At 35.0% G+C, this 25951-nt stretch carries 21 protein-coding genes; 10 read left to right on the top strand and 11 right to left on the bottom strand.

Annotated elements, in window-relative coordinates; translation table 11 throughout:
* Positions 1–122 precede the first annotated feature (122 nt).
* The 7 genes from ACFFIS_RS02365 (at position 123) to ACFFIS_RS02335 (ending at position 10375) form a co-directional block, all read left to right on the top strand.
* Positions 123–3800: a nitrate reductase subunit alpha gene (locus ACFFIS_RS02365; RefSeq protein ID WP_390185995.1), complete on the top strand. Its 3678-nt coding sequence runs from the start codon at positions 123–125 to the stop codon at positions 3798–3800.
* Complete coding sequence (narH, locus tag ACFFIS_RS02360; RefSeq protein WP_390185994.1) at positions 3790–5337, top strand: nitrate reductase subunit beta; 1548 nt, start codon at positions 3790–3792, stop codon at positions 5335–5337. The genes ACFFIS_RS02365 and narH overlap by 11 nt, the downstream gene beginning before the upstream one ends.
* On the top strand, positions 5312–5845 hold the full coding sequence (gene narJ / locus ACFFIS_RS02355; RefSeq protein WP_320379006.1) for a nitrate reductase molybdenum cofactor assembly chaperone: 534 nt from the start codon (positions 5312–5314) through the stop codon (positions 5843–5845). The genes narH and narJ overlap by 26 nt, the downstream gene beginning before the upstream one ends.
* Positions 5846–5865: 20 nt before the next feature.
* Positions 5866–6597, top strand: a complete 732-nt coding sequence (gene narI / locus ACFFIS_RS02350; protein WP_390185993.1) for a respiratory nitrate reductase subunit gamma — start codon at positions 5866–5868, stop codon at positions 6595–6597.
* Positions 6598–6759: 162 nt separating this feature from the next.
* A complete protein-coding gene (locus tag ACFFIS_RS02345) occupies positions 6760–7188 on the top strand; it encodes a hemerythrin domain-containing protein (protein ID WP_320379004.1) in 429 nt (142 codons plus the stop codon).
* A gap of 29 nt (positions 7189–7217) precedes the next feature.
* Positions 7218–8741 (top strand): FAD-dependent oxidoreductase, encoded by a 1524-nt coding sequence (locus ACFFIS_RS02340; RefSeq protein WP_320379003.1) that lies wholly within the window; start codon positions 7218–7220, stop codon positions 8739–8741.
* 281 nt (positions 8742–9022) lie between these two features.
* On the top strand, positions 9023–10375 hold the full coding sequence (locus ACFFIS_RS02335; RefSeq protein WP_390185992.1) for a polysaccharide deacetylase family protein: 1353 nt from the start codon (positions 9023–9025) through the stop codon (positions 10373–10375).
* A 235-nt stretch (positions 10376–10610) separates the two neighbouring features.
* On the opposite strand, the gene ACFFIS_RS02330 is transcribed toward ACFFIS_RS02335, so the two are convergent.
* From ACFFIS_RS02330 to ACFFIS_RS02320, 3 genes are all read right to left on the bottom strand, one after another.
* Entirely contained in the window at positions 10611–11684 is a 1074-nt protein-coding gene (locus tag ACFFIS_RS02330) for a flavin-containing monooxygenase (protein WP_390186009.1), read from the bottom strand.
* 319 nt (positions 11685–12003) lie between these two features.
* Positions 12004–12384, bottom strand: a complete 381-nt coding sequence (locus ACFFIS_RS02325; RefSeq protein WP_390185991.1) for a VOC family protein — start codon at positions 12382–12384, stop codon at positions 12004–12006.
* Complete coding sequence (locus ACFFIS_RS02320; protein ID WP_320379000.1) at positions 12338–12694, bottom strand: hypothetical protein; 357 nt, start codon at positions 12692–12694, stop codon at positions 12338–12340. Before ACFFIS_RS02320 ends, ACFFIS_RS02325 begins: the two co-directional genes overlap by 47 nt.
* A gap of 202 nt (positions 12695–12896) precedes the next feature.
* Between ACFFIS_RS02320 and ACFFIS_RS02315 the strand changes: the two genes are divergently transcribed.
* Entirely contained in the window at positions 12897–13451 is a 555-nt protein-coding gene (locus ACFFIS_RS02315) for a DUF6944 family repetitive protein (RefSeq protein ID WP_320378999.1), read from the top strand.
* Positions 13452–13545: 94 nt separating this feature from the next.
* Here the strand turns inward: ACFFIS_RS02315 and ACFFIS_RS02310 are convergent, their stop codons facing one another.
* On the bottom strand, positions 13546–14496 hold the full coding sequence (locus tag ACFFIS_RS02310) for a helix-turn-helix domain-containing protein (RefSeq protein WP_320378998.1): 951 nt from the start codon (positions 14494–14496) through the stop codon (positions 13546–13548).
* Positions 14497–14956: 460 nt separating this feature from the next.
* On the opposite strand from ACFFIS_RS02310, the gene ACFFIS_RS02305 reads away from it, so the two are divergent.
* Together ACFFIS_RS02305 and ACFFIS_RS02300 are read left to right on the top strand one after the other, a co-directional pair.
* On the top strand, positions 14957–16198 hold the full coding sequence (locus ACFFIS_RS02305) for a tyrosine-type recombinase/integrase (RefSeq protein WP_390185989.1): 1242 nt from the start codon (positions 14957–14959) through the stop codon (positions 16196–16198).
* 140 nt (positions 16199–16338) lie between these two features.
* Positions 16339–16506, top strand: coding sequence for a hypothetical protein (locus ACFFIS_RS02300; RefSeq protein WP_320378996.1), 168 nt, complete (start codon positions 16339–16341; stop codon positions 16504–16506).
* Between the two features lie 201 nt (positions 16507–16707).
* On the opposite strand, the gene ACFFIS_RS02295 is transcribed toward ACFFIS_RS02300, so the two are convergent.
* The 7 genes from ACFFIS_RS02295 to ACFFIS_RS02265 all read right to left on the bottom strand — a co-directional run bounded on the left by ACFFIS_RS02295 (position 16708) and on the right by ACFFIS_RS02265 (position 25929).
* Complete coding sequence (locus tag ACFFIS_RS02295) at positions 16708–17568, bottom strand: 5'-3' exonuclease (protein WP_390185988.1); 861 nt, start codon at positions 17566–17568, stop codon at positions 16708–16710.
* Positions 17569–17584: 16 nt separating this feature from the next.
* Positions 17585–21190 carry a dynamin family protein gene (locus ACFFIS_RS02290; RefSeq protein WP_390185986.1) on the bottom strand — a complete coding sequence of 1202 codons (3606 nt, stop codon included), beginning with the start codon at positions 21188–21190 and terminating at the stop codon, positions 17585–17587.
* Positions 21191–21273: 83 nt separating this feature from the next.
* Positions 21274–21744, bottom strand: a complete 471-nt coding sequence (locus ACFFIS_RS02285; protein ID WP_320378991.1) for a CBS domain-containing protein — start codon at positions 21742–21744, stop codon at positions 21274–21276.
* A gap of 222 nt (positions 21745–21966) precedes the next feature.
* Positions 21967–23496, bottom strand: coding sequence for an acyl-CoA carboxylase subunit beta (locus ACFFIS_RS02280; RefSeq protein WP_390185984.1), 1530 nt, complete (start codon positions 23494–23496; stop codon positions 21967–21969).
* Positions 23497–23513: 17 nt separating this feature from the next.
* The gene (locus ACFFIS_RS02275; RefSeq protein ID WP_320378990.1) at positions 23514–24332 is read right to left on the bottom strand and encodes an enoyl-CoA hydratase; all 819 of its coding nucleotides are present in this window, start codon (positions 24330–24332) and stop codon (positions 23514–23516) included.
* Positions 24333–24352: 20 nt separating this feature from the next.
* The gene (locus ACFFIS_RS02270; protein WP_320378989.1) at positions 24353–24565 is read right to left on the bottom strand and encodes an acetyl-CoA carboxylase biotin carboxyl carrier protein subunit; all 213 of its coding nucleotides are present in this window, start codon (positions 24563–24565) and stop codon (positions 24353–24355) included.
* An 11-nt stretch (positions 24566–24576) separates the two neighbouring features.
* Positions 24577–25929, bottom strand: a complete 1353-nt coding sequence (locus ACFFIS_RS02265) for an acetyl-CoA carboxylase biotin carboxylase subunit (protein ID WP_390185981.1) — start codon at positions 25927–25929, stop codon at positions 24577–24579.
* Positions 25930–25951 lie beyond the last annotated feature (22 nt).

Here is a 25951-nt window from a genome sequence, read left to right as displayed (position 1 = left end):
ATTCTTCTATATTTTGGATAAACAACTAAAGTGAAGAATGTAAAAATGATATTTGGACATACTTGGTAATAGATTATTGAAAAATAAAATGCAAGATTACTTTATGCTATTGGAGGTTCCTTATGAAACAGTCTACACGTCCATTTTGGAAACGTTTATCTTATTTTGGGAAATCGGACAAAATTAATGAACAATATGAAAGATCTCCACTAGACCGTCATAGTGAAAAGTATTATCGCGATCGTTGGCAACATGATAAAGTAGTTCGAACGACGCACGGAGTAAACTGCACAGGCTCATGCAGTTGGAAAGTCCATGTTAAAGACGGCATCATTGCATGGGAAACCCAGCAAACTGACTATCCTTCAACTGGGCCTGGAATGCCAGAATATGAGCCGAGAGGATGTCCAAGAGGGGCCACATTTTCATGGTACACCTATAGCCCACAACGTGTTCGATATCCATACATACGATCGTCTTTGTTAAAAATATGGTCTCGTGCTTTACAAGATAAAAAAGACCCTGTAGCTGCATGGAAAAGTATTGTCGAAGATCCCCAAAAGGCAATGGAATACAAAAAAGCTCGTGGTAAAGGTGGATTCATTCGTACAACTTGGGAAGAAATTAATACACTAATTGCTTCTTCCATGATACACACCATTCAAGAAGAAGGCCCGGATCGCATTTTTGGATTTTCGCCAATTCCAGCTATGTCGATGGTAAGTTATGCAGCGGGATCGCGCTTTTTAAATTTAGTTGGCGCATCGCTATTAAGCTTTTATGATTGGTATGCAGATTTACCACCAGCTTCTCCGCAAGTTTGGGGAGAACAAACAGATGTTCCTGAAAGTTCAGATTGGTACAATTCTACTTATTTACTTGTATGGGGCTCAAACCTTCCTCAAACTAGGACTCCTGATGCACATTTTATGGTGGAATCTCGCTATAAAGGAACAAAAGTTGTAGCAGTTGCGCCTGATTATGCCGAATATGTTAAGTTCGCAGATAAGTGGTTGGCAGTAGAAGCTGGCATGGATGCAGCACTTGGCATGGCGATGACCCATGTTATTTTAAAAGAATATTATGTTGACAATGAAACACCTTATTTTGTCGATTATGTTAAAAAGTTCACGGATCTACCGTTTTTGATAACACTTGAAGAAAATGGTGAAAACCTACGTGCAGGTAAGTTTTTACGGGCTGCAGATATACATATGGATATTTCTAATGCTGAGTGGAAAACAGTTGTATACGATGAAAAAAGAAAACACTTTGCCGCGCCGAATGGAACAATTGGACATCGTTGGGAAAACAACCAAACATGGAATTTACATTTACAGGATTCGGATAATCAACTTGGTGATATTGAACCTGCATTATCTTTTGCCGATCATTTTGAAGAAATCGTTGATGTTCAATTCCCTGAATTTACGATTAACACGAAGCAAATTTTCACCCGCCGTGTACCAGTAAAAAAAATAAAGATTAACGGTAAAGATACGTATATCACGACAGTTTTTGATTTATTAATAGCTAATTGTGGTGTAACACGGGGGTTACCAGGTGAAGTCAAAGTAACCTACGATGATGCTGATACTGCTTTTACTCCGGCCTGGCAAGAAAAACTTACAGGAGTATCGAAAGTGGATGTTGCCCAAATTGCTAGAGAGTTTGCTCAAAATGCAATTGATTCTAAAGGGCGCTCCATGATTATTATGGGGTCAGGAATTAACCATTGGTACCATTCCGATATGGTATATCGCACCATTTTAAATCTTGTCTTATTAACAGGGTGTGAAGGAGTAAACGGTGGAGGATGGGCACATTATGTTGGACAAGAAAAAGTTCGTCCTCTTGAAGGTTGGCAGACAATTGCGATGGCACGTGATTGGGGAGGCCCACCACGACTACATCAAGGTACATCCTTTTTCTATTTTGCTACCGAGCAATGGCGCACAGAAGACCAAAAAGTAGATCAACTTATTTCTCCTTTAACAAAGGAGCCACGTTATGCGCACATGGGGGATTATAATGCAGTAGCTGCAAGGTTAGGTTGGGTACCATCATACCCACAATTTAATAAAAACCCAATTAAATTAGGCGAAAATTTGACGAACGAAGAAGCGGCAAATAAGATTGTGAAACAAATTAAATCGGGCGAAGTAAATTTTGCAATTGATGATCCTAGTAATCCACAAAACTTTCCTAAATTATTATTCGTGTGGCGGGCAAATTTAATTGGTAGTTCCGCTAAAGGACATGAATACTTTCTAAAGCATTTACTTGGTACGCATGAAGGAACACTTAGCGAACAAGAAGAAGAAAAACGAACAAATGAAATTAAATGGATTGAAGATGTACCAGAAGGAAAGTTGGATTTGTTGATAAACTATGATTTTCGTATGAGTGGAACTGGTTTGTATTCAGATATCGTATTACCAGCTGCAACATGGTACGAAAAATACGATTTATCAAGTACAGATATGCACCCTTTTGTACATCCATTTAATCCAGCGATTGCAGCACCTTGGGAATCAAAATCAGACTGGAATTCTTTTAAATCACTAGCTAAAAAGTTTTCAGAGATGGCTGAAACATATTTCCCTGAACCAATTGAAGATGTAGTTGCGACGCCATTACTTCATGATTCAAAAGACGAAATATCCCAAGCTTATGGACGGGTACCAGATTGGAAATATGATGGAACAGACCCTATACCAGGGGTTAATTTCCCACGCATCCAAGTAGTAAAACGAGATTATCCGAAAGTTTATGAAAAGTTCATTACATTAGGTAGTAATGTCCGTGATCAAATTGGAGCAAAAGGAATTGGTTGGCATGCAAAAGAGGAATATGATCTGCTAAGAAAAACTTTAGGTACGAATAAACGTTTGAAATACTATAACGATTTACCGAGTTTAGATACAGACCGTAATGCTGCAGAAGCTATCCTAACATTGTCTAGTGCAACAAATGGTTCCATGGCCATGAAAGCGTGGAAAGCCCAAGAAGAAAATACAGGACAGGAATTAATTGATTTGGTAAGAGAACGCGCTGAAGAACATATCACATTTAACGATATTACGGCGCAACCACGACAAGTGTTATCTACACCAATTTATAGTGGAACAGAGACTGGTGGTAGAAGGTATTCACCATTTACAACGAATGTGGAACGATTAATTCCATTTCGAACATTAACAGGTAGGCAACATTTTTATTTGGATCACGATGTCATGCTTGAATTTGGTGAAGAGTTACCGACATTTAAACCACCATTACAAAAACTTACTTTTTATGATAATGATCGAAAGCCTGAACCAGTTGATAACGAAATAACATTAAGGTACTTAACACCACATTATAAATGGTCTTTTCACTCCACTTATTATGACACTTTGCCTATGTTGACATTATTTAGAGGAGGCCCACATGTATGGCTAAATAATGAAGATGCAGCTTCTGTTCATATTGAAGACAATGATTGGATTGAAATGTATAACCGAAATGGTGTTGTCGTCGCACGCGCAGTAGTCAGTCACCGCATGCCGCGTGGAATTGTTTATATGTACCATGTACAAGACCGATTAATTAATGTTCCAGGTTCAAAGATTACAAAGACAAGGGGTGGCACTTTCAATAGTCCTACCCGAATCCATATGAAACCAACGCATTTGATTGGTGGATATGCACAGCTTAGTTATGGTTTTAATTATTATGGCCCTACAGGAAATCAACGTGATGAACAAGTAATGATACGCCGTATGGACAGAGATGAGGTGGATTGGCTTGAAGATTAAAGCACAATTTGGAATGGTCATGAACTTAGATAAATGTATAGGTTGTCATACGTGTAGTGTGACATGCAGTAATACGTGGACGAATCGCCCAGGTGCAGAATATATGTACTGGAATAACGTTGAAACAAAGCCTGGAGTTGGTTATCCTCGAGAATGGGAAGATAATGAAGAACGAAAAGGTGGCTGGCAAGTTCGAAATGGCAAATTAGAATTAAGAGCTGGCGGTAAGGTAAGTAAACTATTAAACATATTCTATAATAAAAATCTTGTACAAATAGATGAATATTATGAACCTTGGACATATGATTATGAAACTTTAATTAACAGTCCCGAAAAGGAACACCAACCTGTAGCACGACCTAAATCACAATTAACAGGTGAATATATGGATATTACATGGGGACCCAACTGGGAAGATGACCTTGCTGGTGTTCATGTAACTGGTAAACGAGATCCTAACGTTCGTAATCTCGACGAAGAAATTAAATTTGAATTTGAAGAGACATTTATGATGTATTTACCAAGAATTTGTGAACATTGCCAAAATCCATCATGTGTAGCATCTTGCCCTTCAGGTGCGATTTATAAGCGTGAGGAAGATGGTATCGTTTTAGTTGACCAAGATACATGTCGCAGTTGGCGTTTTTGTATGACTGGATGTCCATACAAAAAAGTATATTTTAACTGGAAAACTCATAAAGCAGAAAAATGTACATTTTGTTTTCCAAGAATTGAAAATGGCCAACCAACGATTTGTTCGGAAACTTGTGTGGGACGTATTCGTTATATTGGGATTGTTTTATATGATGCAGATAGAGTATTGGAAGCAGCATCAGTTGAAAATGATCAAGATGTATATGAAGCACAACTAAGTACGTTTTTAGATCCATATGACCCGGAGATACAAAGAGAAGCAATAAACCAAGGTATACCAGAAGATTGGATTGAAGCTGCACAACATTCACCAGTATATAAATTTGCAGTCGAGCAAAAGATAGCATTGCCATTACATCCAGAGTATCGCACGTTACCTATGGTTTGGTATATTCCACCTTTAAGTCCTTTTATGAATGCATTGGGTGGACAAGTAGATACATTAAGTCCGGAAGTAATTTTTCCTACAATAAATCAATTTCGTATTCCGATTGATTATTTGGCAAGCTTATTTACAGCAGGTGATACAAAAGTGATCAAAAATGTTTTACGTAAACTTGTAGCGATGCGGACGTACATGCGTGCTGTGCAATTGGATAAACCTTTTAACAATTCCATACTAGAGCAAGCAGGTATGACAGAAGATATGGCGGAAGAAATGTATCGTTTGTCGGCTATTGCAAAATACGATGAGCGATATGTTATTCCAAAATCTCATCGTGAGGAAGCGGGAGATATGTTTACGCATCAAGGAACTGCTGGGCTAGACTTTATGGAAGGTTGTAAAACTTGTTTTGTTGGTGGGGAAAATCCTAATCCACTAGAATATTACGCAAGCGGATATTGGGAGGAATCTCATGAAAACGAATCAAAAAGTCTTTAAACTAGCATCAGCATTGTTACATTATCCAGACAAGACATGGTTAAAGGAAGTAGCTTATATTGAGGCTGAAATTAACAGTATTGAAGAGCCTGTCATTAGGTCATATCTTCAATCGTTCTTACATTATATGAAGTCAACCTCATTTGATCAATTATGCGAAAACTATGTTTATACATTTGACTTTCATGGAATTGTGACATTAAACCTAACGTATCATGTGTTTAAAGATTCGCGGAAACGTGGGGAAGCGCTAGTACAATTAAGGAAAATTTTTAAGGAATCCAAATTAGAAGCGAAGTCGGATGAATTACCAGATTATTTACCTTTAATTTTGGAGTTTTTATCGGTAGCAAAAGATGAACAAGCTGTGGATTTATTGAAACTTCATATTAAGTCCATTCAAAAGCTTGATCAAACATTAACAGAAAATGATAGCCCTTATCATTTTCTGTTAAAAGCAGTTCAAGATGTGGCATACCGAACTTTACAAAATAAACATGTGTCATAACTGGAAAGGATGAAAAACACATGACTAAACTAGATATTTTATTATGGATAGTACTTCCATATATATCCTTAACTATCTTTGTTCTAGGCCATATTTATCGTTATAATACCGATCAATTTGGTTGGTCTGCAAAATCAAGTCAATTTCTAGAACAAAAGCGACTTCGGTTTGGTAGTACACTTTTTCATTACGGGATTATTTTTGTTTTTTTTGGCCATGTTGGAGGCTTGCTCATTCCAAAGGCATGGTTTGATGCCATTGGTATCGGAAGTGAAATGTATCATTTTGGAGCAATATGGTTTGGTAGTTTAGCTGGCTTACTCGTTGTAGTAGGTGGGTTCTTTCTATTTTTACGTCGTGTTTCTGTCAAACGCGTTGTAAGAAACTCCAGTCCTAGTGATTATGTGTCACTTGTTTTACTTGGTATTGTTGTACTAGTTGGCTTTACTAATACCGCTGGATACAATGCAACAGGTGGAACATTTGATTATAGAGTCGTGATTGGGCCTTGGATAAGAGAAATACTAACCTTAAGCCCATCTGCAGCAATGGTAAATGCAATGGCTCATGCACCCATCGGATTTAAATTACACGTCATCTTTGCTTTTGTATTGTTTGCAGTATGGCCGTTTACAAGACTCGTACATGTATTTAGCTTACCGTTAAAATATTTACGTAGAAGATTTATTCCATATCGAAATATCAAGGGATATGACAGAGTGAAACTACCGGAGAAAAAGGAAATGAATTAATAACATAAGGCATGATTAATATTTAATGATGGATAAAATGATATAAGCTTGGCTATGTATGCAATAGCTAGATAGCTAACTAACTTCCACAAGGTGTTATTGTTTTTATAGAAAGCATTCTAAATTAAATCAAGTTAAAAGTAATAAGGGGGCATTACTAAAATGAGTACAGGACCGGCTTTACGTCAATTACATTCTCATCGCTCCATTCATGAAGGGGCATATACAGAAGCACGAGATTTAACAAACGTAGTTGATCAATTGTTTACTGAGCATCGTGAAGAAGATTGCTTACAAACAGTAGAATTACTAATAGAGCATTGGGAAGAAAGAATTATTGCGCACGCAGATGCAGAAGATGAAGGGTTCTATCAAGAATTACTGAAAAAACACAAAAATAAACAAGATCAAATATATATGTTAATGCGAGATCATGAACTTTTCAGGATTATTATTGGGGATTTAAAAAAGGAATTAGAAGAAACAAAAAAGGTAACAAAACAAATGATTTACCAATTTCATTCATTATTGGTTATAAATCATATTCATCATAAAAGTGAAGAAGAACAGCTGTTTTTAGACGATGTGTAAAATATATTGCTTTTAAGGGGGTAAAATTTATGAAGGAAAAATCAATGCCGCAATACCCTGAGAGTTATTGGTTACAGTCTACAAAAATTCCCTCTTTCCCTAAACTTGATCAAACAATTAAAGATATAGATGTAGGGATTGTAGGAGGAGGCATTACAGGATTAACCGCTGCTTATCTACTTGCTAAGGAAAATAAAAAAGTAGCGCTTATTGATGCTGGAAATTTTCTAGGAGGTACAACAGGACATACTACGGCAAAAGTCACAGCGCAGCATGGTGTTATATACGATGAGCTCATGCAACATTTCGGAAAAGAAAAAGCAGCTCTTTATTTTCAAGCACAGGTAGACGCTATGGAGATGATTAAAAATCATTGCAATACATTAGATATTTTCTGTGATTTAACAGAACAGGATGCTTATATATTTGCTACGACAGATGATGGTGTACATAAATTAGAAAAAGAAGCGAAGGCATATGAAGAACTCGGAATAGATGGTGAGTTAACAAATGAAATGCCATTAGATATTAGCTATAAAATCGCACTTGTGATGAAAAACCAGCTACAGTATCATCCTGTAAAATATTTGGTTGGTTTATTGAAAGAATGCGAACGTTATGGTGTACAATTTTATGAAAACACTGTTGCAGTAGATGTAGAGTTTAATAAAAATCCTGCAATCATTACGAGAGAAGGGGAGCGGATTTATTGCCGTAATGTAATCGTAGCATCTCATTTTCCTTTTTATGATGGACAGGGATTTTACCCAACCCGAATGTACGCAGAACGATCATATGTACTTGGAGTAAAAACAAATATGCCTTATCCCGGCGGCATGTATATTAACGCTGAAAGTCCATCAAGATCTGTACGAAGTGTTTCATACAAGGGGGAGGATATTTGGTTAATTATTGGTGAAAACCATAAAACTGGTCAAGGTAAAGATACGCTAGCTTATTATGAAGCTTTAGAACAATTTGCGGAAAAGAATTTTGGTATTAAACAATTTTTATATAGATGGTCAACCCAAGATTTAATTACATTAGATAAACTACCTTATGTAGGGAATATTACAAAGGCACAAAATAATGTCTTTGTTGCCACTGGCTATCGTAAATGGGGAATGACGAATGGCACAATAGCAGCAAAAATTTTGACAGATCAAATCCTTGACCAGGAAAATCCATATAGCGAATTATTTACCCCATCACGTTTTCAAGCAGATCCCGCTTTAAAGGAATTTACTAAAGTGAATGCTGACGTAGCAAAACATTTAATTAAAGGAAAATTAGAATATACAAAAGCGAAACTAGATGAATTACAGCAAGATGAAGCCACAATAACACGAATAAATGGAAAACGGGCAGGCGCATATCGAGATCAAGAGGGACAGGTATATATTGTTAATACAACATGTACACATTTAGGTTGTGAAGTTGAATGGAATGAGGGGGAGCGGACTTGGGATTGTCCTTGTCATGGATCTCGTTTTTCATACACAGGAGAAGTGGTTGAAGGACCTGCAAAAAGACCTTTAGAAAAATTACAGTAAAATATTACAATATGTTTAATTTAATATTACAGTTAGATTACAAATGTGTTATAATAAAATAAGATGAATGAATAATATCTTACAGTGGTAATAAGTGCTGTAAGATATTATTTTTGTTGAATTTGCGATAATAGAGAAAATAGAGAGAAAAACTTAATTTTGGAGAGGACATTACATACATGAATCATTCATCACGTTATAAAAAGATGCTAATATTAGGTATCATTTTAGTTACTTTCACATTAGGAATATACCAATTCTTTTTCAAGGATTCCAATCACATGGTGAGGTTAAATGTTGGTAACAATCAACAGCCAATAAAAGAAAAGGTTGTTAAGACTGTAAATACGCAGGAAATAAGCAAATTTCCGGGTTTGAATTTACGTACAGAAACAATTACGACAAAAGACTATACGATGTCAATGAGCATACCTGTAACTAAAAGTGATAAAATTAATCAAGAAATTGAGAAATGGATTAATATGCGTAAAAACGAGTTTTTGGATAATATTAAAGACCAAAAGAATAGTTTTATTTCACATTTAAACATCCAAGTAAAAACAAGATCTGTTAAAAAAGATATGTACAGTCTTATTTTCACTGCGGACGAATATACTGGTGGAGCAAATGGTACGGAATTTACTCGTCCGTTTACCGTAGACATAAATACAGGAGACTTTGTTCATTTAAGTGATATTATGCAGGTTGATAATCAATTGATGTCTTTAATAAAAGCAGAAGTTTATGTTGATGATGAGCGTGCTGAGTATATATTCCCTGAACACTTAGATGAAGCACTTCATGATCAAAAGGAAATAAAGTGGTCAATCAATAAAGAAAACCTTACGATATATTTTGACAAATATGAAGTTGGTGCCGGTGCAGCAGGTGCATTTCATATTCAAATTCCAATTGATAAAATCGCAGCATATTTAGATGATCATTTTGCGGAACAAATGAACATTAATAAGGAAAAAATTATTCAACAAGAAAAAATTCAACAAGAAAGTTCTTCTTTAAAGCCGAACGGTAAATATATTGCGCTAACTTTTGATGATGGACCAAGCCCGAAAGTAACTCCTAGAATATTAGATACGTTGGCAAAATATAATGCAAAAGCTACATTTTTTATGTTAGGTAGCCAAGCTGAATACTATCCAAATCTTGTTAAAAAAGTAGCAAAGGAAGGTCATGAGCTAGCTAATCATTCAAAAGGTCATCCTGACTTAACAAAATTAAATGCAAAACAAATAACAAAAGAATTTAGCTTTACGACTGATAAAATTGCATCAGTAACTGGTATTAAGCCGAAATTAATAAGACCACCATATGGTGCATACAACGCTGATGTAACGAATTATGCAAAAGTGCATGGTCAATCTATCATTCTATGGTCTGTAGATTCACTAGATTGGAAGAATCGTAATCCGCAAATGATTAATCAAATAATTAAACAAGATGTGACCCCAGGTGCAATCATATTAATGCATGATATTCATCCGACAACAGCAGATGCTTTACCTGAAGTATTACGCTATTTGAAAAGCCAAGGTTATGAATTTGTTACTGTCTCTGAATTATTGGCTTGGAAAAAAGAAGCCGGAATTGGACCGTTTAGTGGAACAAGAAAATAATAGATCATCATAAAAAACAGCAGAAATTAAAACTGCTGTTTTTTTAATTTAAAATATCTCAATATCACAAGAATACTTTAATATTGAGATTAATTATTTATTACTTCCTATAATATATATTATGTAAACTAGAATATTTTCTACATTATATTTGATCTGATGTGAATTCTTATACATCTCCACCTTATCAATTTAAATTGTTTCGTAAAATAAGCACGAATCTTAAAGGATGGATTCAAATACTCGTTTTCGAATCCAAATTTCTGTAATTTAAAATTATATCTGTTAAAAACATAGCATCTCTTCCAACACCACAAACGAGAGCAGAGCCACGACTGTGCTGCCAAGGTAATCCGATATAATATAATCCATCAATTGGACTAATACCTCGATTATGTATAGGCTTACCTTTTTTATCAATGGCCCCGTCAATATGAATCATTTCATACGCTGGAACAAAGCCGGTTGCCCAGATGATTTGATTTACCTCTAGTGAACTACCATCAGAAAAGGTTACTTTCTTGCCGGCAACCTCTGTTACCCGTGGCCTAACTTTTACATCTTTACTTTTAATAGCTTGTTTTAGTTCTTTTCCAAAGATGGGATCATTTCTTTTTTGAAAAATTCTTCCCCTGATCGTATCTGTACCTGCGTATAAAAGTTGAAGTTTCTCTAGCCAATGAAAAATACTTTTTCTAAATATTTCTAGAGGGAGGAATTTTAGCTTATGTGATATAGCAAGTACGACTTCCCTATCCTTGGATAACTCAACCGCAATTTGTGAACCTGAATTACCTCCTCCTACAATCAATGTGGTTCCCTTATTAAGTTCTTTAGGCTCAGTATATAAAGAGGAATGGACATGTGAGACTAAAGTGTTTATGTTCTCACTTTTAATTACAGGTGGTATATATGGTTTTTGAAAAGCACCCGAAGCGACAATCACTCTCCTCGATTGAAACTGCTCCTTTTCAGTAAATATGTTAAAAGTATCATTTTCTTTTTCAATCCTTGTGACCAAAGTATTCATTCTGTGAGGCAAATCAAAGTATGATACATAATCTTCAAGATAATCAGCCATTTCGTTCTTTGTTGGATATGAATTTGGGTCACCTTTTATTTGCATACCGGGAAGGGCTGAATATGATTTCGTGGTAAATAATACAAGTGATTTATAACGGGAACGCCAAGGGTCCCCAATACGTTTTTGTGCATCAATTATAAGGTGATTATCAATACCTTTTAGTTTTAATTGGTAGCTCATTACAATTCCAGCTTGACCTGCCCCAATAATTATAACATCATATATTTTCCCCATTCAACATACCCCCATATCGTATTAAGTATAACATACATTATTGCATTATTAGAGGCTATCTTTATGCATTCATTTGTTCCGCATTATTAATTCTATTAACTCATAAATCAACCAACCTTGCTCCCTGTTCTATGGGAAGATGGTATTGCTAATGCACATTAGAATATCATGATTTGCTCAATCTAATAAGCAAATTGCATAGTTCTATATAATAGAAAAACCCCTATAACAGAAACAGACACAACTCGAATTAACGAATTGCGCCTGTTAGTAGGTTGTGTTTAAATGATCACAACCATTTGCTGAATTATTAAGGAGCTACCAATTCAACCTTTATTCTGTCAGGGTCCTCAAAATAAACGGCGTAGTGATTATCCCCTCCAGCAAATGGATGTTTATCGGTATACAATACTGTAACTCCCTTGTCTTTCAATTTTTCAGTCATTTTATCAACTTGCTGACGTGAATCAGCGTGAAATGCTAAATGATTTAATCCTACTCGACATCTATGATATGGAACGTCTAAAAACTGATCAGCTGCTTGAACAAAAACAATGTAAGTATCCCCCATTTTCCAACTCTGACCAACATCCCATTTTTGAAAGGTGTTGTAACCTAAATCTTCAAGGAACCATCCCCAGAACTCAGATGACCTTTTTAAATCTGATACATATATCTCTATGTGGTGCATCCTGGTATTCTGACTCCTCTAAAGTAACAGATGAAAAGGAGCCTATCGAAGTTAACATTTCTTGCAAAACACAATAAAAATCACGCAATAATATTACTTGATAGGCAGAACGATATGATGTTAATGCGTAAATTTGTCTATATAAAACACGTACATCCACACTCATATCATTATCAGATGCGTGACTATAATCAAAGACTTGTTTTATGATATTTAGTTTGTCCTCACTTTGTTCAAGATGTTCCAGTAGTTGAGCTGCTTTGTTTAAATCATGTGCCTCTAGCACTTTTAATAATGCTTGGATGTTCATTGATATACAATCCCTTTCATCGTACATGTTTTGTAAGAAGAATTTAGTTTAGCGTATGCTTTATATCTTAACAAGCATCATCATCTATTGCACGACTTCCTTAGAAAAATAGAAAACCCATATTTGAAATACAATCGTACGAACCATACATACATCTCCTACATAATATATTACAAGTTTAATTGTGCGGGAGAGGAAATAGTTGAACAATCAGTCTAAAGCAATAGTTGGATCATGGGTACAAGCAATAGGCACTGTTATTTCCGCTCTTGCTAATTCCCCAGCATCTGTAAACAAAGAAGAACTTTTTACTACCTTTGATTTATGGGGAAATGTTTTACAAGGGACAGGGAATGCTTTAGTTGTTGACAGTGAAGAAGGATATTCCTTAGATAAAATTGGTAATAAACTTCAATCAATTGGAAATTCAGTAAATGTATTAAGCCTTTTAGCTAATATAAATGAACAATTGCAGACTGAATTGAACATAAAAGGGAATCTAATGCAAGCAGTCGGCGGGAGTTTATCCTTTACAGACGCTTTAAACGACAAAGATGTTACAATCACATCCATATATAATATATGCGGTAACTTACTGCAAATAATCGGCAATTCCATGCAAAGTTTTTCAGGAATCAAAGAACTCAAAGGAGAAAACAGCAAACTTCTTAATACAATTGGCGGGTGGATCCAAGCTGTTGGCTCGGTTCTCACCTTCATAAGTAGCCTTAAAAATACTGAACGTGAAAATGAATAATATACGTATACGAAGTTCCCATGTACACATTCATTTTGAAAATCTATTTCAGTACTTTCTTCTCTTTAAACTCTATGGGCAGCATAAAAATAAACTATTGGTCTAAATAATGATCCAGGATTTCTATGATTAAATCGTTCATGGCAATCCCACGCTCATCTGCCAGTACCTTCATTTTTTTCTTTTGTTCAGTTGATGGGTATATCGTGAGTCGCTCTACTCCGCTATCTAATAAAATACCATTGTGACGCTGCGTTACTTTACCGGATATTAGATGCTCTTCCAACATTGTAAAGTATTCTTCATTTTGTTTGAACAAAAATGGTTTTATGTAAATATCTATATGTCCATCTGCTTCCCGTATCTTCAAATTCCTATATCCTACCGCACGATAAAAAGCCTCTATTAATTCATATACAAAGGAGTGGAGAGAAACTGGTTGCTCGAACCGAAAATGAACAAAGCCTGGTCGATTAATCATCTTCTTATCTTGAAAATGTTCTAATGGAATAAAACCTTTTTGTTTAAGGCTTTCTAATTCTAGCTTTTCACCGCTATCTGTAAGTGCAATTCCGCTGTCGTTCCCCTTCGTGAATTCTATAATCCTTGCGATTGCTTTCGTCTGTTCATTTAAAAAGGATTGGAATAAATAATAATTCCATTTAGGTTGATAACATATACGATACTTATTACCCGCTGAATATCTTTCTTCGAGGTTCTTCAATATATCCTCTTGTACAAAATAGGTCATCCGACCACGATAACGAATCTTATTTGCTGGTATCTTCCCTTCTTTAATCTGTTTAGATATCGTCGTTTGGTGTACGCCAAGTATTTTTGCAACTTGGGAAGTCGTAAACCCACTAGGCTTTTGATTCTCTATTTTTTCAACATCCGATTCATAAAACAACATTGTTTCATCAACGGACCAATCCTCATATACTGGCGTTAATTTTTTGTTTTTAACATATTGATAAATTGTTGTCACGGTTAACCCTAATCTCTCCGCTACTTCTTTTGTACTTAATAATGGTATCTGTTCCACTTTATTATCCTCCTGTCATCAAACTCACGCATCTTCTTAAAGATTTGTAAAAAAACTAACTTTATTTATTACGACCTCTATAGAACGTTGTCTTTCCGTAAAAGTTTCGTTCCTATATTTATTTTTTATTATATGATAGCTATTATACCATTAACATATATTAATGAGTCCTTAAAGGAATTGCCACCTCTTTAATATATGACTTCATTTTAATATGAAATAAGAAAGCTGTCTAAACAATTAAATTGTTATGATAGCATTATAAAATATTGTAATTCTGTCATATGTAAATCATATTGGACAAATAAAAGGATTTGTCCAATATGATAAATTTTAGGAATAAATAATATGTAAACTTATCTATTGTATTTATGATACGTTATTAGATGGCTATAATATGTTAAGATAACAATAGTTAATGCTATAAATTTAATTTAAACATTTAAAGGGAGATAAAGTTATGTATGACATAATCAAACATAAGAAGTTAAGTAATCGAATAAATAACTTATCAAGCGTATTTCCTACCCTTATTCATCATAAAAAGAAGGAAGTTATGAATGCCTTACTTGATAATAGTTATTTAAATGAGTTTTATCTTCAAATATTTGAAAATGATGATGCCGACTATACAAAGTTTAATGATATAGAAATGATATATTTATATGTTCATGAAGAAAAAGATCAAGATGAGGATAAAAATACACAGATCAATACAAAGCAGGAATATATAAGAGATTTGCTACAAACTTATTTAACGTTTCATAAACATAGAGAACAATTTAACCTACCTTCCTTTCACGATGTTTCTCTATTTCGTTTATTAAGAGAGAAACAGATAAGATTATATCAACATTGGTTAAAAACAGCTCCGTTAGGAAAAGGTGGCAAACCTTATTCCATTGCAACAATAGCTAAAAAAACAACTATATTTAAATCTTTTCTTCATTATTTATATAGGAAGAAATACATTAATGAACCAATACATGAAGCTTTTATATCGGCCAAAGTTGGTAAAAAGGACAGACCAAACCGGGATATCACAAAAGCTGAAGTGATACAATTACTCGATTATTACAAAAGCCAACCGATTATCCATGGTTTGTTAGCAGTACTAGTCACAACTGGGGCAAGAATAGAAGAAATATGTACAGTAAAAATAAGCGACCTGACTTTAGAAAAAAATGAAAGAACTGGGGAATCTCATTATTGGATGGAAGTTACAGGAAAAGGAAACAAAAGGCGAACTCTCTTAATTCACGACAATGTGTTTGAAGCTATCGTCAGATTTCGTAAAAGAAGAAGATTGGAAACTATTTTAAATCTAACAGATCACGCTCCTGTATTTACTACACCAAAAGGAATAGCATATCGCCCAAAGAATTTATCTATGTTTATAAACAAACATATAAATAAAGCGGATATTCCATTTGTGCAAGCAAATAATCAGTTGAAGGAACAAGATGCTGCAGGTTTGTTGGATGAAAAAGATAAAAACAAGATAAGGTCACTCACTCCCCATACTTTGAGACATGGATTTGCAATTATTAGTGCTGAAAATGATAGTGATGTCTATCGGATTATGCAAACTCTCGGACATGAAAATCTAGAAACAACCATGATCTACTTAGAAAATAAACAATCAAAAAAACATAATGTTGGCCATGCATGGAAAAATAATGATGTGTTACTTTACATTTAAATTTCACTAACACTCTTTTTACTGATAGCCAGAGCAATCACAACAAAATAAAATTAAAAGCTTACATAAATATTTAGAAATGGTACAAGATATGTATTGGGAACAACAGACCCACATTACGATATTAGGAGGATACGTAAATGAATAACAAACATGATCGTAATCGTCACAACCGCAATAACGAGAATAATCACAATAACAATCATGATGTTGATAATGTAGAGTTTGCGGATGAGTTCTTAAATCAAGATCATTTAGACGATAATAATAACAAGAATCGAAAACGTAAACGTAAAAACAATAAGTAAGTGCAAAAAAACCTGTAATCTCCCCCATGATTACAGGTTTTGTTTTGTAACTAAAATAAATGATAGCGGCCCATATATTAAATATACTTTCTAGATTCCTGGATACTGTTTAACTTCTCTTATGAAATCATCTGTCGCAATCCCTATGTGCAAATGACCCAATACCAAAACAAGAAAGAACTTTAAAATGATTCTTCTTATCTAAATCAGTTTAGCCAAACGTGAAAACTCTAATTCCGTAAACTTCATGGATACTTTTTCTTTGTTATAATCCCACTCCGCTTCCTCCAGTTTACACGATATCGGCACATCACATTTTATTTCTGCAAGATTTCGGGATAAATGCAACATGTCCATATTCGTTTTAATTCTTGTTTGCATGCCTTTAGGGAGTTCATTTATCTTTTCTAATAACTGATCAATCGTTTCATATTCTGTTAATAATTTCAGCGCGGACTTTTCCCCTATTCCTTTTACACCAGGATAGTTATCAGCTGTATCCCCCATAAGCCCTTTCATATCGACGATTTGTTTTGGATACACCCCCATTTTTTCAAAGAAATTTTCTTCTGTAAATAGGTCATAGTTACCTTTCCCTTTTCTCATAATAATGACGTGAATATTTTCTTTTACAAGTTGTAAGATATCATGGTCCCCAGTCAAAATATAGACCTCATGCTCTGTTGCATATTGATTTGCCAAGGTTCCGATACAATCATCCGCTTCATAATTTTGCAGGCCTATATTCGGAACATCAAACGTACTAACAACTTCCTTTACTAAATCAAACTGTGGAATAAGTTCAACTGGCGGTTCTCCACGATTAGACTTATAATTTTCATATAATTCCGTCCGAAATGTTTTGCTCCCCATATCCCAGCAGCAAATAACATGTGTTGGTGTATATGTTTCAATTGCATGTAGAAAATAATGCAAAAATTGTTGTACCGCATTTGTTGGTGTCCCGTTACTTGTCTTCATATAATTACCACGATAAGATGTCGCATAAAATCCTCGAAATAATAATGCCATCCCATCAACAAGTAATATTTTCTGTTTCATTTTCAAATACATCTCCTTAGGATAGTAATGCACTAATCTTTACCTTTTTTTGCATCAATAAAGCACTTTGATTATTTTCACCTAATACCGTTAAGTTTTGATCAACGTAATTTTCAAATTCTTGTATCGTGTTTCTTATCATCCGACCTACATATGAATGTCCAATTTCTTTATAGAAAGAAAATAATAGATTCATCTCATTCTCTCCAAAACTTTCAATTTCTTTTGCGATAATATCATAGATTTTATCGCGCATCAGATCCCTTTCATGATGAACAAAAAATGCCTTCGTTCCACGATAACTCCCTAACGTATCTTTAAATACTAAAAGTGATATTCCAGGCAATGGACGTGAAACCTCAGGTGTGGTAATGTCCCATCTATCAAATGATCCTAAAACAAACTGAGGTTCAATCTCATGAATGATTTCAACGAACGATTGGTATAAATCGAATAACATTTCATTCAAATAATTTTCAAGCCGAAGACAAATCGCCCTAATTTCTTCTTGTAGCTCATATCGCAACATATCTAGCAACTCAAGCATGCAATGTTGTAACTGCTCTTGCCCTTTCTTCCCAGATGCTGTAACAGTTGTAGGATTAAATGTATCTTTAAATAAATCATAGAAACGAATGCGTATCCGATCGTATAAATAATAAAACTGTCTATTCAATCGTTCTTCAATTTGTTGTTCAAATATGTCAAACATACTTGTATTTAGCTTCTGATTTATCATTTCTTGATTACGCAATAATTGTTTGCGTAATGCATGCTTTTCAGCTTCATCCAATTGGAATGTTTTCATATATTGGTCTAATCGTTGTAATACCCTTTGAATATCAAATTTTGCAGATTCAATTGATAAAGTAATTAGTTCTTCATGAATAAATTGTTGTAAGGACGTTTGAAAATCCACCATTTCTGGTAATAAAGTTTGTTGTTCTAATGACTTTTTACTTGAAAGTGCAAAAAGCCTTGGGAAACGGATGCCTAACTGAACAAGTTGTTCTTCTACGTATTGCTGTACCATTGTAATTTCTGCCTGATTTTTTGCTAAATCAGCTGCATTAATAACGAAAAACATTTTATCTAGTTCAAACGCCTCTTTCACTCTACCTAATTGCATTAAAAATGCTTGATCCGTATTTGAGAATGCATGGTTATAATACGTTACATAAACAAGAGCATCTGCATATTTCATATAATTGAATGCCACATTCGTATGCCTGGCATGAACTGAATTAGCACCAGGCGTATCAACTAATATTATACCTTGTCTCGTAAGTTCACAATCATAATATAAATCAATTCCAGCTACATAACAGGCAATCGTTTCATCCGTTGCATAAGATTCCAATTCCTCTAATGTAACAGTAAATGTTGTTTGTAATTTTTCTTTCATTATTTCATACCCATTTATCAATGCTGCTACATAAGATTGGTAAACATTCGTAAGCTCAGGATGGTTTGCTAGATTATTGTCTTTTGCCCATGTGATGAACTGTTCGAAAGTGAAAGACTTGTTTGGTAATAATGTTTCCGTAATGGCAACTAATTCATCCGTCACTTTTTCTGCGGATTTTATTTTAATCTTTACCGTACCATGTTGATAATCATTTGTAACTGGTAAAATTCGGTTAATAACTGCCGTAGTTGGATTAGGTGACGAAGGCAATACCCGCTCACCAACTAGCGCATTAATAAGTGATGATTTACCGGCACTAAATGCCCCAAAGAAAGCGATTGTTAGGGACCGATTTGATAATTTACGATGCTTCACTTTTAAGTCGGCTACAAGTGAATCAAAACCAGACAAATCTTCTAACTCCGCGATGGTTTTTTCCAGAATCGGTAACATTTCGTATGTGCGAACATTTGTTTTAGTCGCTGATTTTACTGTAACAGAAGATTCCTTTTTTTGTACACTCCTTTCAGACGTATCCTCAAATGGAATATCTGTTTGACTATGGTATTGAATATGCTCTGTTTCACTTATTCTTTTGTCCATCTCGTGTTTCATTACCTCTGTAACGAGAGGAGTCGCCAATTGTTTAGCTATACTGTCTAATTGTATTTGATATATGGACTTCATCTTTTCATAAAGGCTTTTATCTGATAATGCTTGTTTTGCCAATTGATAATCGTGAGCAAGCATTTGCATATTAGTTTCGCTACGTTTTTCTAACTCATTTTGTACGTTAGCAAACAATGTGATTGATTTTTCTTTAAACATTGACTTAATTTTTTCCGCTACCGTTGTTGTATAATGCAGTACATATGAACCGTTAAATGTTGCACCACGATTAATTTGTTGTAAAAGCATTTCTTTTGTTACTACTACCTCTAACTGTTGCAAGTCTTGCTGTAACTGAGTACCTGTTATATATTCACTTAAAATTCCAATATATTTTTCGCGTAATTTCCATTGTATATTTGCTTCTACAAGTTCATTTAATTCTTTTAAGAAGTTTTGTAAACGATGGTCCTTTTCTTCTTCTGTTTTCTTTTTTGAACGAAACAATCCAATTTTAAAGTCAGTTTGTTCCCCTTCTAAAAAAAGTGCAGCTTTATCGCGTAAAGATGCTGGCATAATATAAGCATTTCTTAATGTCGTGTTAAGTTCCGATTGCAGTTTATGCTCGATTTGTTCATGTTTTTCTTCTATATGCTTCTGCTCATCTTCTATCTGTTTCAAGTTTTTTTGCAATTCTTCCATTGACCGATCATGCAGTGGAGATTGAGCTGAAAACTGTTGTTCGAATTGTTCGGCTAAATATTGTTTGTGATCTTCGATAATCGATGTAATAGCAGTCATCGTCACCGTTTCGGTCTCTGAAAAACTTAAGTTCTTTAATGCTGTTTGTACATGCGAAAATTGATTGTACATATGATTCGGTTGTGTAAGCGTTGTATAAAAAATCTGCTTCGGATGCAATTCCCATTGTTGAAGCGTATGCATGATTTGCTTCTTATAATGGGTAAAACTTATTTCATTTTCATCATGTTTATCTACTTGATTAATAATAATGTAAAACGGAATATTCTTTTCTTGTATTTGTTGTAAAAATAATAAATTTACTTCTGATTGTACGTGGTTATAATCCATCACATAAAACAAAGCATCTACAACATGTAAAGATGATTCGGTAATAAAACGATCAACATCATCTACAGCATCTATACCAGGTGTATCCATCATAAAAGTTCCAGATGGGATAAGTGGTTCAGATGTGCTAATTTCTAGACCTGTTATTGTACCTTTTGTCTTACAGAATTGTTGTATTTCATTTATATGATATGGTTCCTTATATTCGACCGGTTGTTGATCCCGAAAGAAAACACGTGCATATCCTTCTCCAGAAGATAGTTTTACAATATTGGCGCTCGTTGGAATAGGACTTTTTGGCAAGATATCTTTCCCAATTAATGCATTAATCATAGATGATTTACCAGCAGAGAAATGCCCAGAGAAACTAATTATCGTTTCTCTGTTTTTCAGCTTACGATACATGTCTAATAACTTATTTGCTTGTGTCTGATTACCATGTTCAGTCATCAAGTTGTATAAGGCAATTATATGCTCGATTGAAATCGTTTGATGTTGATGCGTTGAAGACATATTACAAATCCTTTCTAAAAGCATTCTATCCCTATTATAGGGGATTTCACAATTTCACGCCATGTTACGATAATATTTGATTGTCAAGACTGTGATTCTTCAATTAGTTTTTGTGTCATGTAACGAATAATATCTCCACGACTTATTATACCGATTACGTGGTGATTTGTATCAATAATTGGTATTTTTTTAAAGTGATATTTAGCAAATAGTTGTAAAGCAGTTTCAATATCATCATCCGCATATAATGTTTGGATATCTCTTCTTTTCATTAACTTCTCAACAGGAACTTTTAATGATCGAGTTAGTTTTTCTACAATATCTTCTTTTTCACTAATGAGTACTAAAGAAAACATATCATACACTGTTGTTCCTTGTGGTTTCAGATAGCGTAATACATCCCCATCACTAATAACACCTAGTAGTTTTCCTTGCTCACCAATAACTGGTACACCACCAATTTTATGACGGACAAGCGTTTGTAATAATTGTTTTAGATTCATCTCTTTTGTAACATAAATGACATCCGTAATCATGAAATCTTTCACTTGCATGTGAATCCGTCCCTTCTAAATGTTAAGCTTACCTTATTATACTATTTACTAATGCTCTATTGTTTATTATGAACCTCATTCATATATAATAATTTAGTTAACATAATATTATTATGTTAAACTAGAATGTTTTTACATCATTCTCTAAAATACATAAAATTAAAAAGAGATTGAACAAAAGGGGCAGACCCTTATGTTTCAACCTCTTAGAGTTTTAATGTATTATACAGGATAAACACCATGTTTTCTTTCAGTAAATGTAACATTTTTCGTATCATATATTTTAAATCGGTGTACTAATTCTTCGCGCAGTTTATTTGGTTCAATTACATCATCAATTACAAGTTCCGAAGCAAGGCGATAAATATCAATATCATCTTTATATTCATCTTGTTTTTCTTTTATAAATGCTGGACGATCCGCTTCATCTAATTCGGCAATTTTATTTGCGTATACTGCATTTACAGCTGCTTCTGGTCCCATCACTGCAATTTGTGCGGTCGGTAAAGCGATACAGCAATCTGGTTCAAATGCAGGACCGGCCATTGCATATAAACCAGCACCATAAGCTTTCCGAACAATAACTGAAATCTTTGGTACAGTTGCTTCACTCATCGTCGCGAGCATTTTTGCACCATGACGAATAATTCCCGCACGTTCGACTTTAGTTCCAATCATAAACCCGGGAACATCGACTAAAAATAGTAATGGAATATTAAAAGCATCACAAAGTTGGACAAATTTTGCGGATTTATCTGCAGAATCTGGGAATAGTACACCACCTTTAATCCTTGGCTGATTCGCAATGATACCTACAGAACGCCCATTTATTCTAGCCAGGCCTGTTATTAACTCTGACGCAAACAACTTTTTCACTTCACAAAAACTATCCTTGTCAATGATACGGTCGATAAGATCATACATGTTGAATGGCGCATTTTGGTTTTCAGGTATTAAATCAACAATTGTCTTTTCTGTTTCTGCTATGTCAAAAGCTGTTCGCGTAGCTGGCTTATTTCGAAAATTAGCTGGGAAATAAGATAAATAGCGTCGCGCATACGTGATTGCTTCTTGTTCTGTTTCTACTAAGACGTCACCACATCCTGATACAGAGCAATGCATTCTTGCTCCACCCATTTCTTCCAAAGAAACCTTTTCGCCGATTACCTTTTCAGCCATTCTTGGTGAACCTAAATACATTGAAGCATTTCCTTCAACCATGATGACGATATCGCTAAATGCTGGAATATATGCACCACCAGCAGCAGATGGACCAAATAATAAACAAATTTGTGGTACTCTTCCAGATAATTTAATTTGATTATGAAAAATCCTTCCTGCACCGCGTCGTCCTGGAAACATCTCTATTTGATCGGTAATTCTTGCACCTGCAGAATCCACTAAGTAAATAATAGGTACTTCTAGTTTCAAAGCTGTTTCTTGGATACGAATGATTTTTTCAACTGTTCTTTTACCCCAAGACCCAGCCTTTACAGTTGAATCATTTGCCATGACACATACTTGTTGGCCATCAATTTCTCCAATACCTGTGACAACACCGTCCGATGGTAATCCGTCATCCATACAATTTGCAAAAAATGCGTCTTCTAAATTTAGGCCTGCATCAAAAAGGAGTTCTAAGCGTTCCCGAACGAATAGTTTCCCTTTTGCTTTGTTTCTATTGTGATATTTTTCATTTCCACCTTTTTTAATGTGCGCAACTCTTTGTTCTAATTTTTCTATGTATGACACAAATAATCCTCCTCTTATTATTGACCTTTATAGTTTGGCTTTCTCTTTTCTTTAAAAGCTTCTAATGCCTCTATTCGGTCTTTTGTAGGTATTGTCTCTTTATACGCAAGGTGTTCTAATTGTAATCCTGTATTTAAATCTGTTTCCGCCCCGCTATTGATAGCTAGCTTTGCTTGTCGTAATGCAACTGGCCCATTTCGAATAATTTTATCCGCTAATATTAGGGATTTTTTCATTACATCGTCCGTCGTATATTGTACTAAGCCAATTGATAATGCTTCTTCGGCTCGAATAGCTTTTGCTGTAAAGATAAGTTCTTTTGCTTTGCCTAAGCCAATTAAGCGTGGCAAACGTTGTGTACCGCCAGCACCAGGGATGATTGCGAGTGATGTTTCTGTTAAGCCCATTTTTATATGTTCGTTTGCAATACGGATGTCACAAGCTAAGGCTAGTTCGAGACCACCACCAAATGCTACACCGTTAAGAGCTGCAATCGTTGGCATGCTCATTTGTTCTAGCATCGTTACCGTTTCCCCAATTCGCGTAACAGCTTTTACAACTTCTTTATCTGACATTCCTCGTCTCTCTTTTAAATCTGCACCAGCACAAAATGCCTTCTCACCTGCTCCCGTTATAATCGTACAGTATACTTGGGGATGATTATCTATTTCTTTTATAATTGTTTGTAATTCGTTTAACACTGCTTGAGATAAAGCATTAGCTACTTCCGGCCGATTGATAGTAATACATCCAATATGTTCATGAATTAATTCCCATGTAACATGCAAAATTTTAGCCCCCTTATCTAGGTGATTTTTTAGGAGTGCTTCTGTCATTTAGAACAGAAGCACTCCACTTATGCTACAACAACGATAACATCACCTTCGTTCACAAAGTCTCCTTCAGCAACTTTGATTTCTTTCACAGTACCCGCCTTTTCTGTAGCAATTGGAATTTCCATTTTCATTGATTCTAAGATTACGACATCTTCATTTGCACCGACTTGTTCCCCTTCTTTAAATAAAATTTTCCAAACACTTCCTGCCATCGTTGCTTTTATTTCTTGCATGAGAATTCCTCCTAGTTTTTAATTAATGGAATATAATGTTCATCTACAAATGCTGTTGTCGTTTGCCCTACTTGAAATTGTTTGTGATTTACTACCTTTAACAGCATCGGAATATTTGTTTTAATCCCTTCAATATGATAGTTTTCTAATGCGAAACGTAAACGATTCAATGCCTCTTGCCTATCTTTTCCTTTTACAATTAACTTTGCAACCATCGGATCATAAAATGGAGTAACATTCATCCCCTTTGTAATTGCTATCTCATGGCGAATATATGCTGCTTCAGGTAATTCAAGACGAAGAATTTGTCCCGGTGATGGAAAAAATGTTACCGGATCTTCTGCATATATTCGTGCTTCAATTGCATGACCTGTAACCCCTATATTTTCCTGTTTAACAGACAACTCTTGGCCACTTGCAATTCGTAATTGTTCTGCGACAATATCGATTCCGGTAATTTCTTCTGTCACGGGATGTTCAACTTGGATTCTCGTATTCATTTCTAGAAAATAAAAATTTTCCTCTTGATCAACTAAAAATTCTATCGTACCTGCATTTGTATAAGAGAGTGCTTTTGCTGCTGTTACAGCTGCATCCCCCATTGCTTGACGGGTTTTTTCAGAAATAAATGGAGATGGTCCTTCTTCGATTACTTTTTGATTTCTTCTTTGAATGGAACACTCCCGATCATATAAATGAATCACTTGCCCATGTTTATCCGCAAGTATTTGTATTTCTACATGATGTGCGTGCTCTATCTTTTTCTCCATAAACATCGCACCATCACCAAAGAATGTTTGTGCTCGCTTCTGATTATTTTCAAAGCTTTTTCGCAATTCTTCATCAGAATGAACAACTTCCATTCCTATTCCGCCACCACCTGCCGACGCTTTGAGCATAACCGGATAACCAAGGTCTTTGGCGTATTGTACAGCTTCTTCTGGAGATGTGATTGCTTCATTCACGCCAGGTATAATCGGAATATTCGCTTGGCTCATTATCTTTCTTGCGGCAATTTTACTTCCCATCTTTTCTATAACCTCACTGGAAGGCCCGATAAATATAAACCCTTCTGCTTCACATCTTTTCGCAAACGTGGCATTTTCACTTAAAAATCCGTAACCCGGATGAATCGCATCAACGCCATGCTTTTTTGCTAGTGATATTAATTTTTCTACATTCAGGTAACTGTCATTGACGCGCGGTGGGCCAAGTAATGCACTCTCTTCAGCCATTTCGATATACGGTGCATGTTGGTCCGCCTCTGAATATACGGCAACTGTTTGTATTCCTAATTTTTTGCAAGCACGAATAACTCTAGCAGCAATCTCTCCACGATTAGCAATTAAAACTTTCTTAATCATGTATTCACCTCATATATTAGTC

It is taken from the genome of Paracerasibacillus soli (assembly GCF_042432965.1).
Taxonomy (GTDB): Bacteria; Bacillota; Bacilli; order Bacillales; family Amphibacillaceae; genus Paracerasibacillus; species Paracerasibacillus soli.
The sequence above is the reverse complement of the archived record's forward strand: the minus strand, read 5'-3'. Positions and strand labels throughout refer to the sequence as shown.

Coding starts and splice junctions, on each gene's coding strand:
- ACFFIS_RS02365 (WP_390185995.1), top strand. CDS start 123: ATGAAACAGTCTACACGTCCATTTTGGAAACGTTTATCTTATTTTGGG.
- narJ (WP_320379006.1), top strand. CDS start 5,312: ATGAAAACGAATCAAAAAGTCTTTAAACTAGCATCAGCATTGTTACAT.
- narI (WP_390185993.1), top strand. CDS start 5,866: ATGACTAAACTAGATATTTTATTATGGATAGTACTTCCATATATATCC.
- ACFFIS_RS02345 (WP_320379004.1), top strand. CDS start 6,760: ATGAGTACAGGACCGGCTTTACGTCAATTACATTCTCATCGCTCCATT.
- ACFFIS_RS02340 (WP_320379003.1), top strand. CDS start 7,218: ATGAAGGAAAAATCAATGCCGCAATACCCTGAGAGTTATTGGTTACAG.
- ACFFIS_RS02335 (WP_390185992.1), top strand. CDS start 9,023: ATGGTGAGGTTAAATGTTGGTAACAATCAACAGCCAATAAAAGAAAAG.
- ACFFIS_RS02325 (WP_390185991.1), bottom strand. CDS start 12,384: ATGCACCACATAGAGATATATGTATCAGATTTAAAAAGGTCATCTGAG.
- ACFFIS_RS02320 (WP_320379000.1), bottom strand. CDS start 12,694: ATGAACATCCAAGCATTATTAAAAGTGCTAGAGGCACATGATTTAAAC.
- ACFFIS_RS02305 (WP_390185989.1), top strand. CDS start 14,957: ATGTATGACATAATCAAACATAAGAAGTTAAGTAATCGAATAAATAAC.
- ACFFIS_RS02300 (WP_320378996.1), top strand. CDS start 16,339: ATGAATAACAAACATGATCGTAATCGTCACAACCGCAATAACGAGAAT.
- ACFFIS_RS02295 (WP_390185988.1), bottom strand. CDS start 17,568: ATGAAACAGAAAATATTACTTGTTGATGGGATGGCATTATTATTTCGA.
- ACFFIS_RS02290 (WP_390185986.1), bottom strand. CDS start 21,190: ATGTCTTCAACGCATCAACATCAAACGATTTCAATCGAGCATATAATT.
- ACFFIS_RS02285 (WP_320378991.1), bottom strand. CDS start 21,744: ATGCAAGTGAAAGATTTCATGATTACGGATGTCATTTATGTTACAAAA.
- ACFFIS_RS02275 (WP_320378990.1), bottom strand. CDS start 24,332: ATGACAGAAGCACTCCTAAAAAATCACCTAGATAAGGGGGCTAAAATT.
- ACFFIS_RS02270 (WP_320378989.1), bottom strand. CDS start 24,565: ATGCAAGAAATAAAAGCAACGATGGCAGGAAGTGTTTGGAAAATTTTA.
- ACFFIS_RS02265 (WP_390185981.1), bottom strand. CDS start 25,929: ATGATTAAGAAAGTTTTAATTGCTAATCGTGGAGAGATTGCTGCTAGA.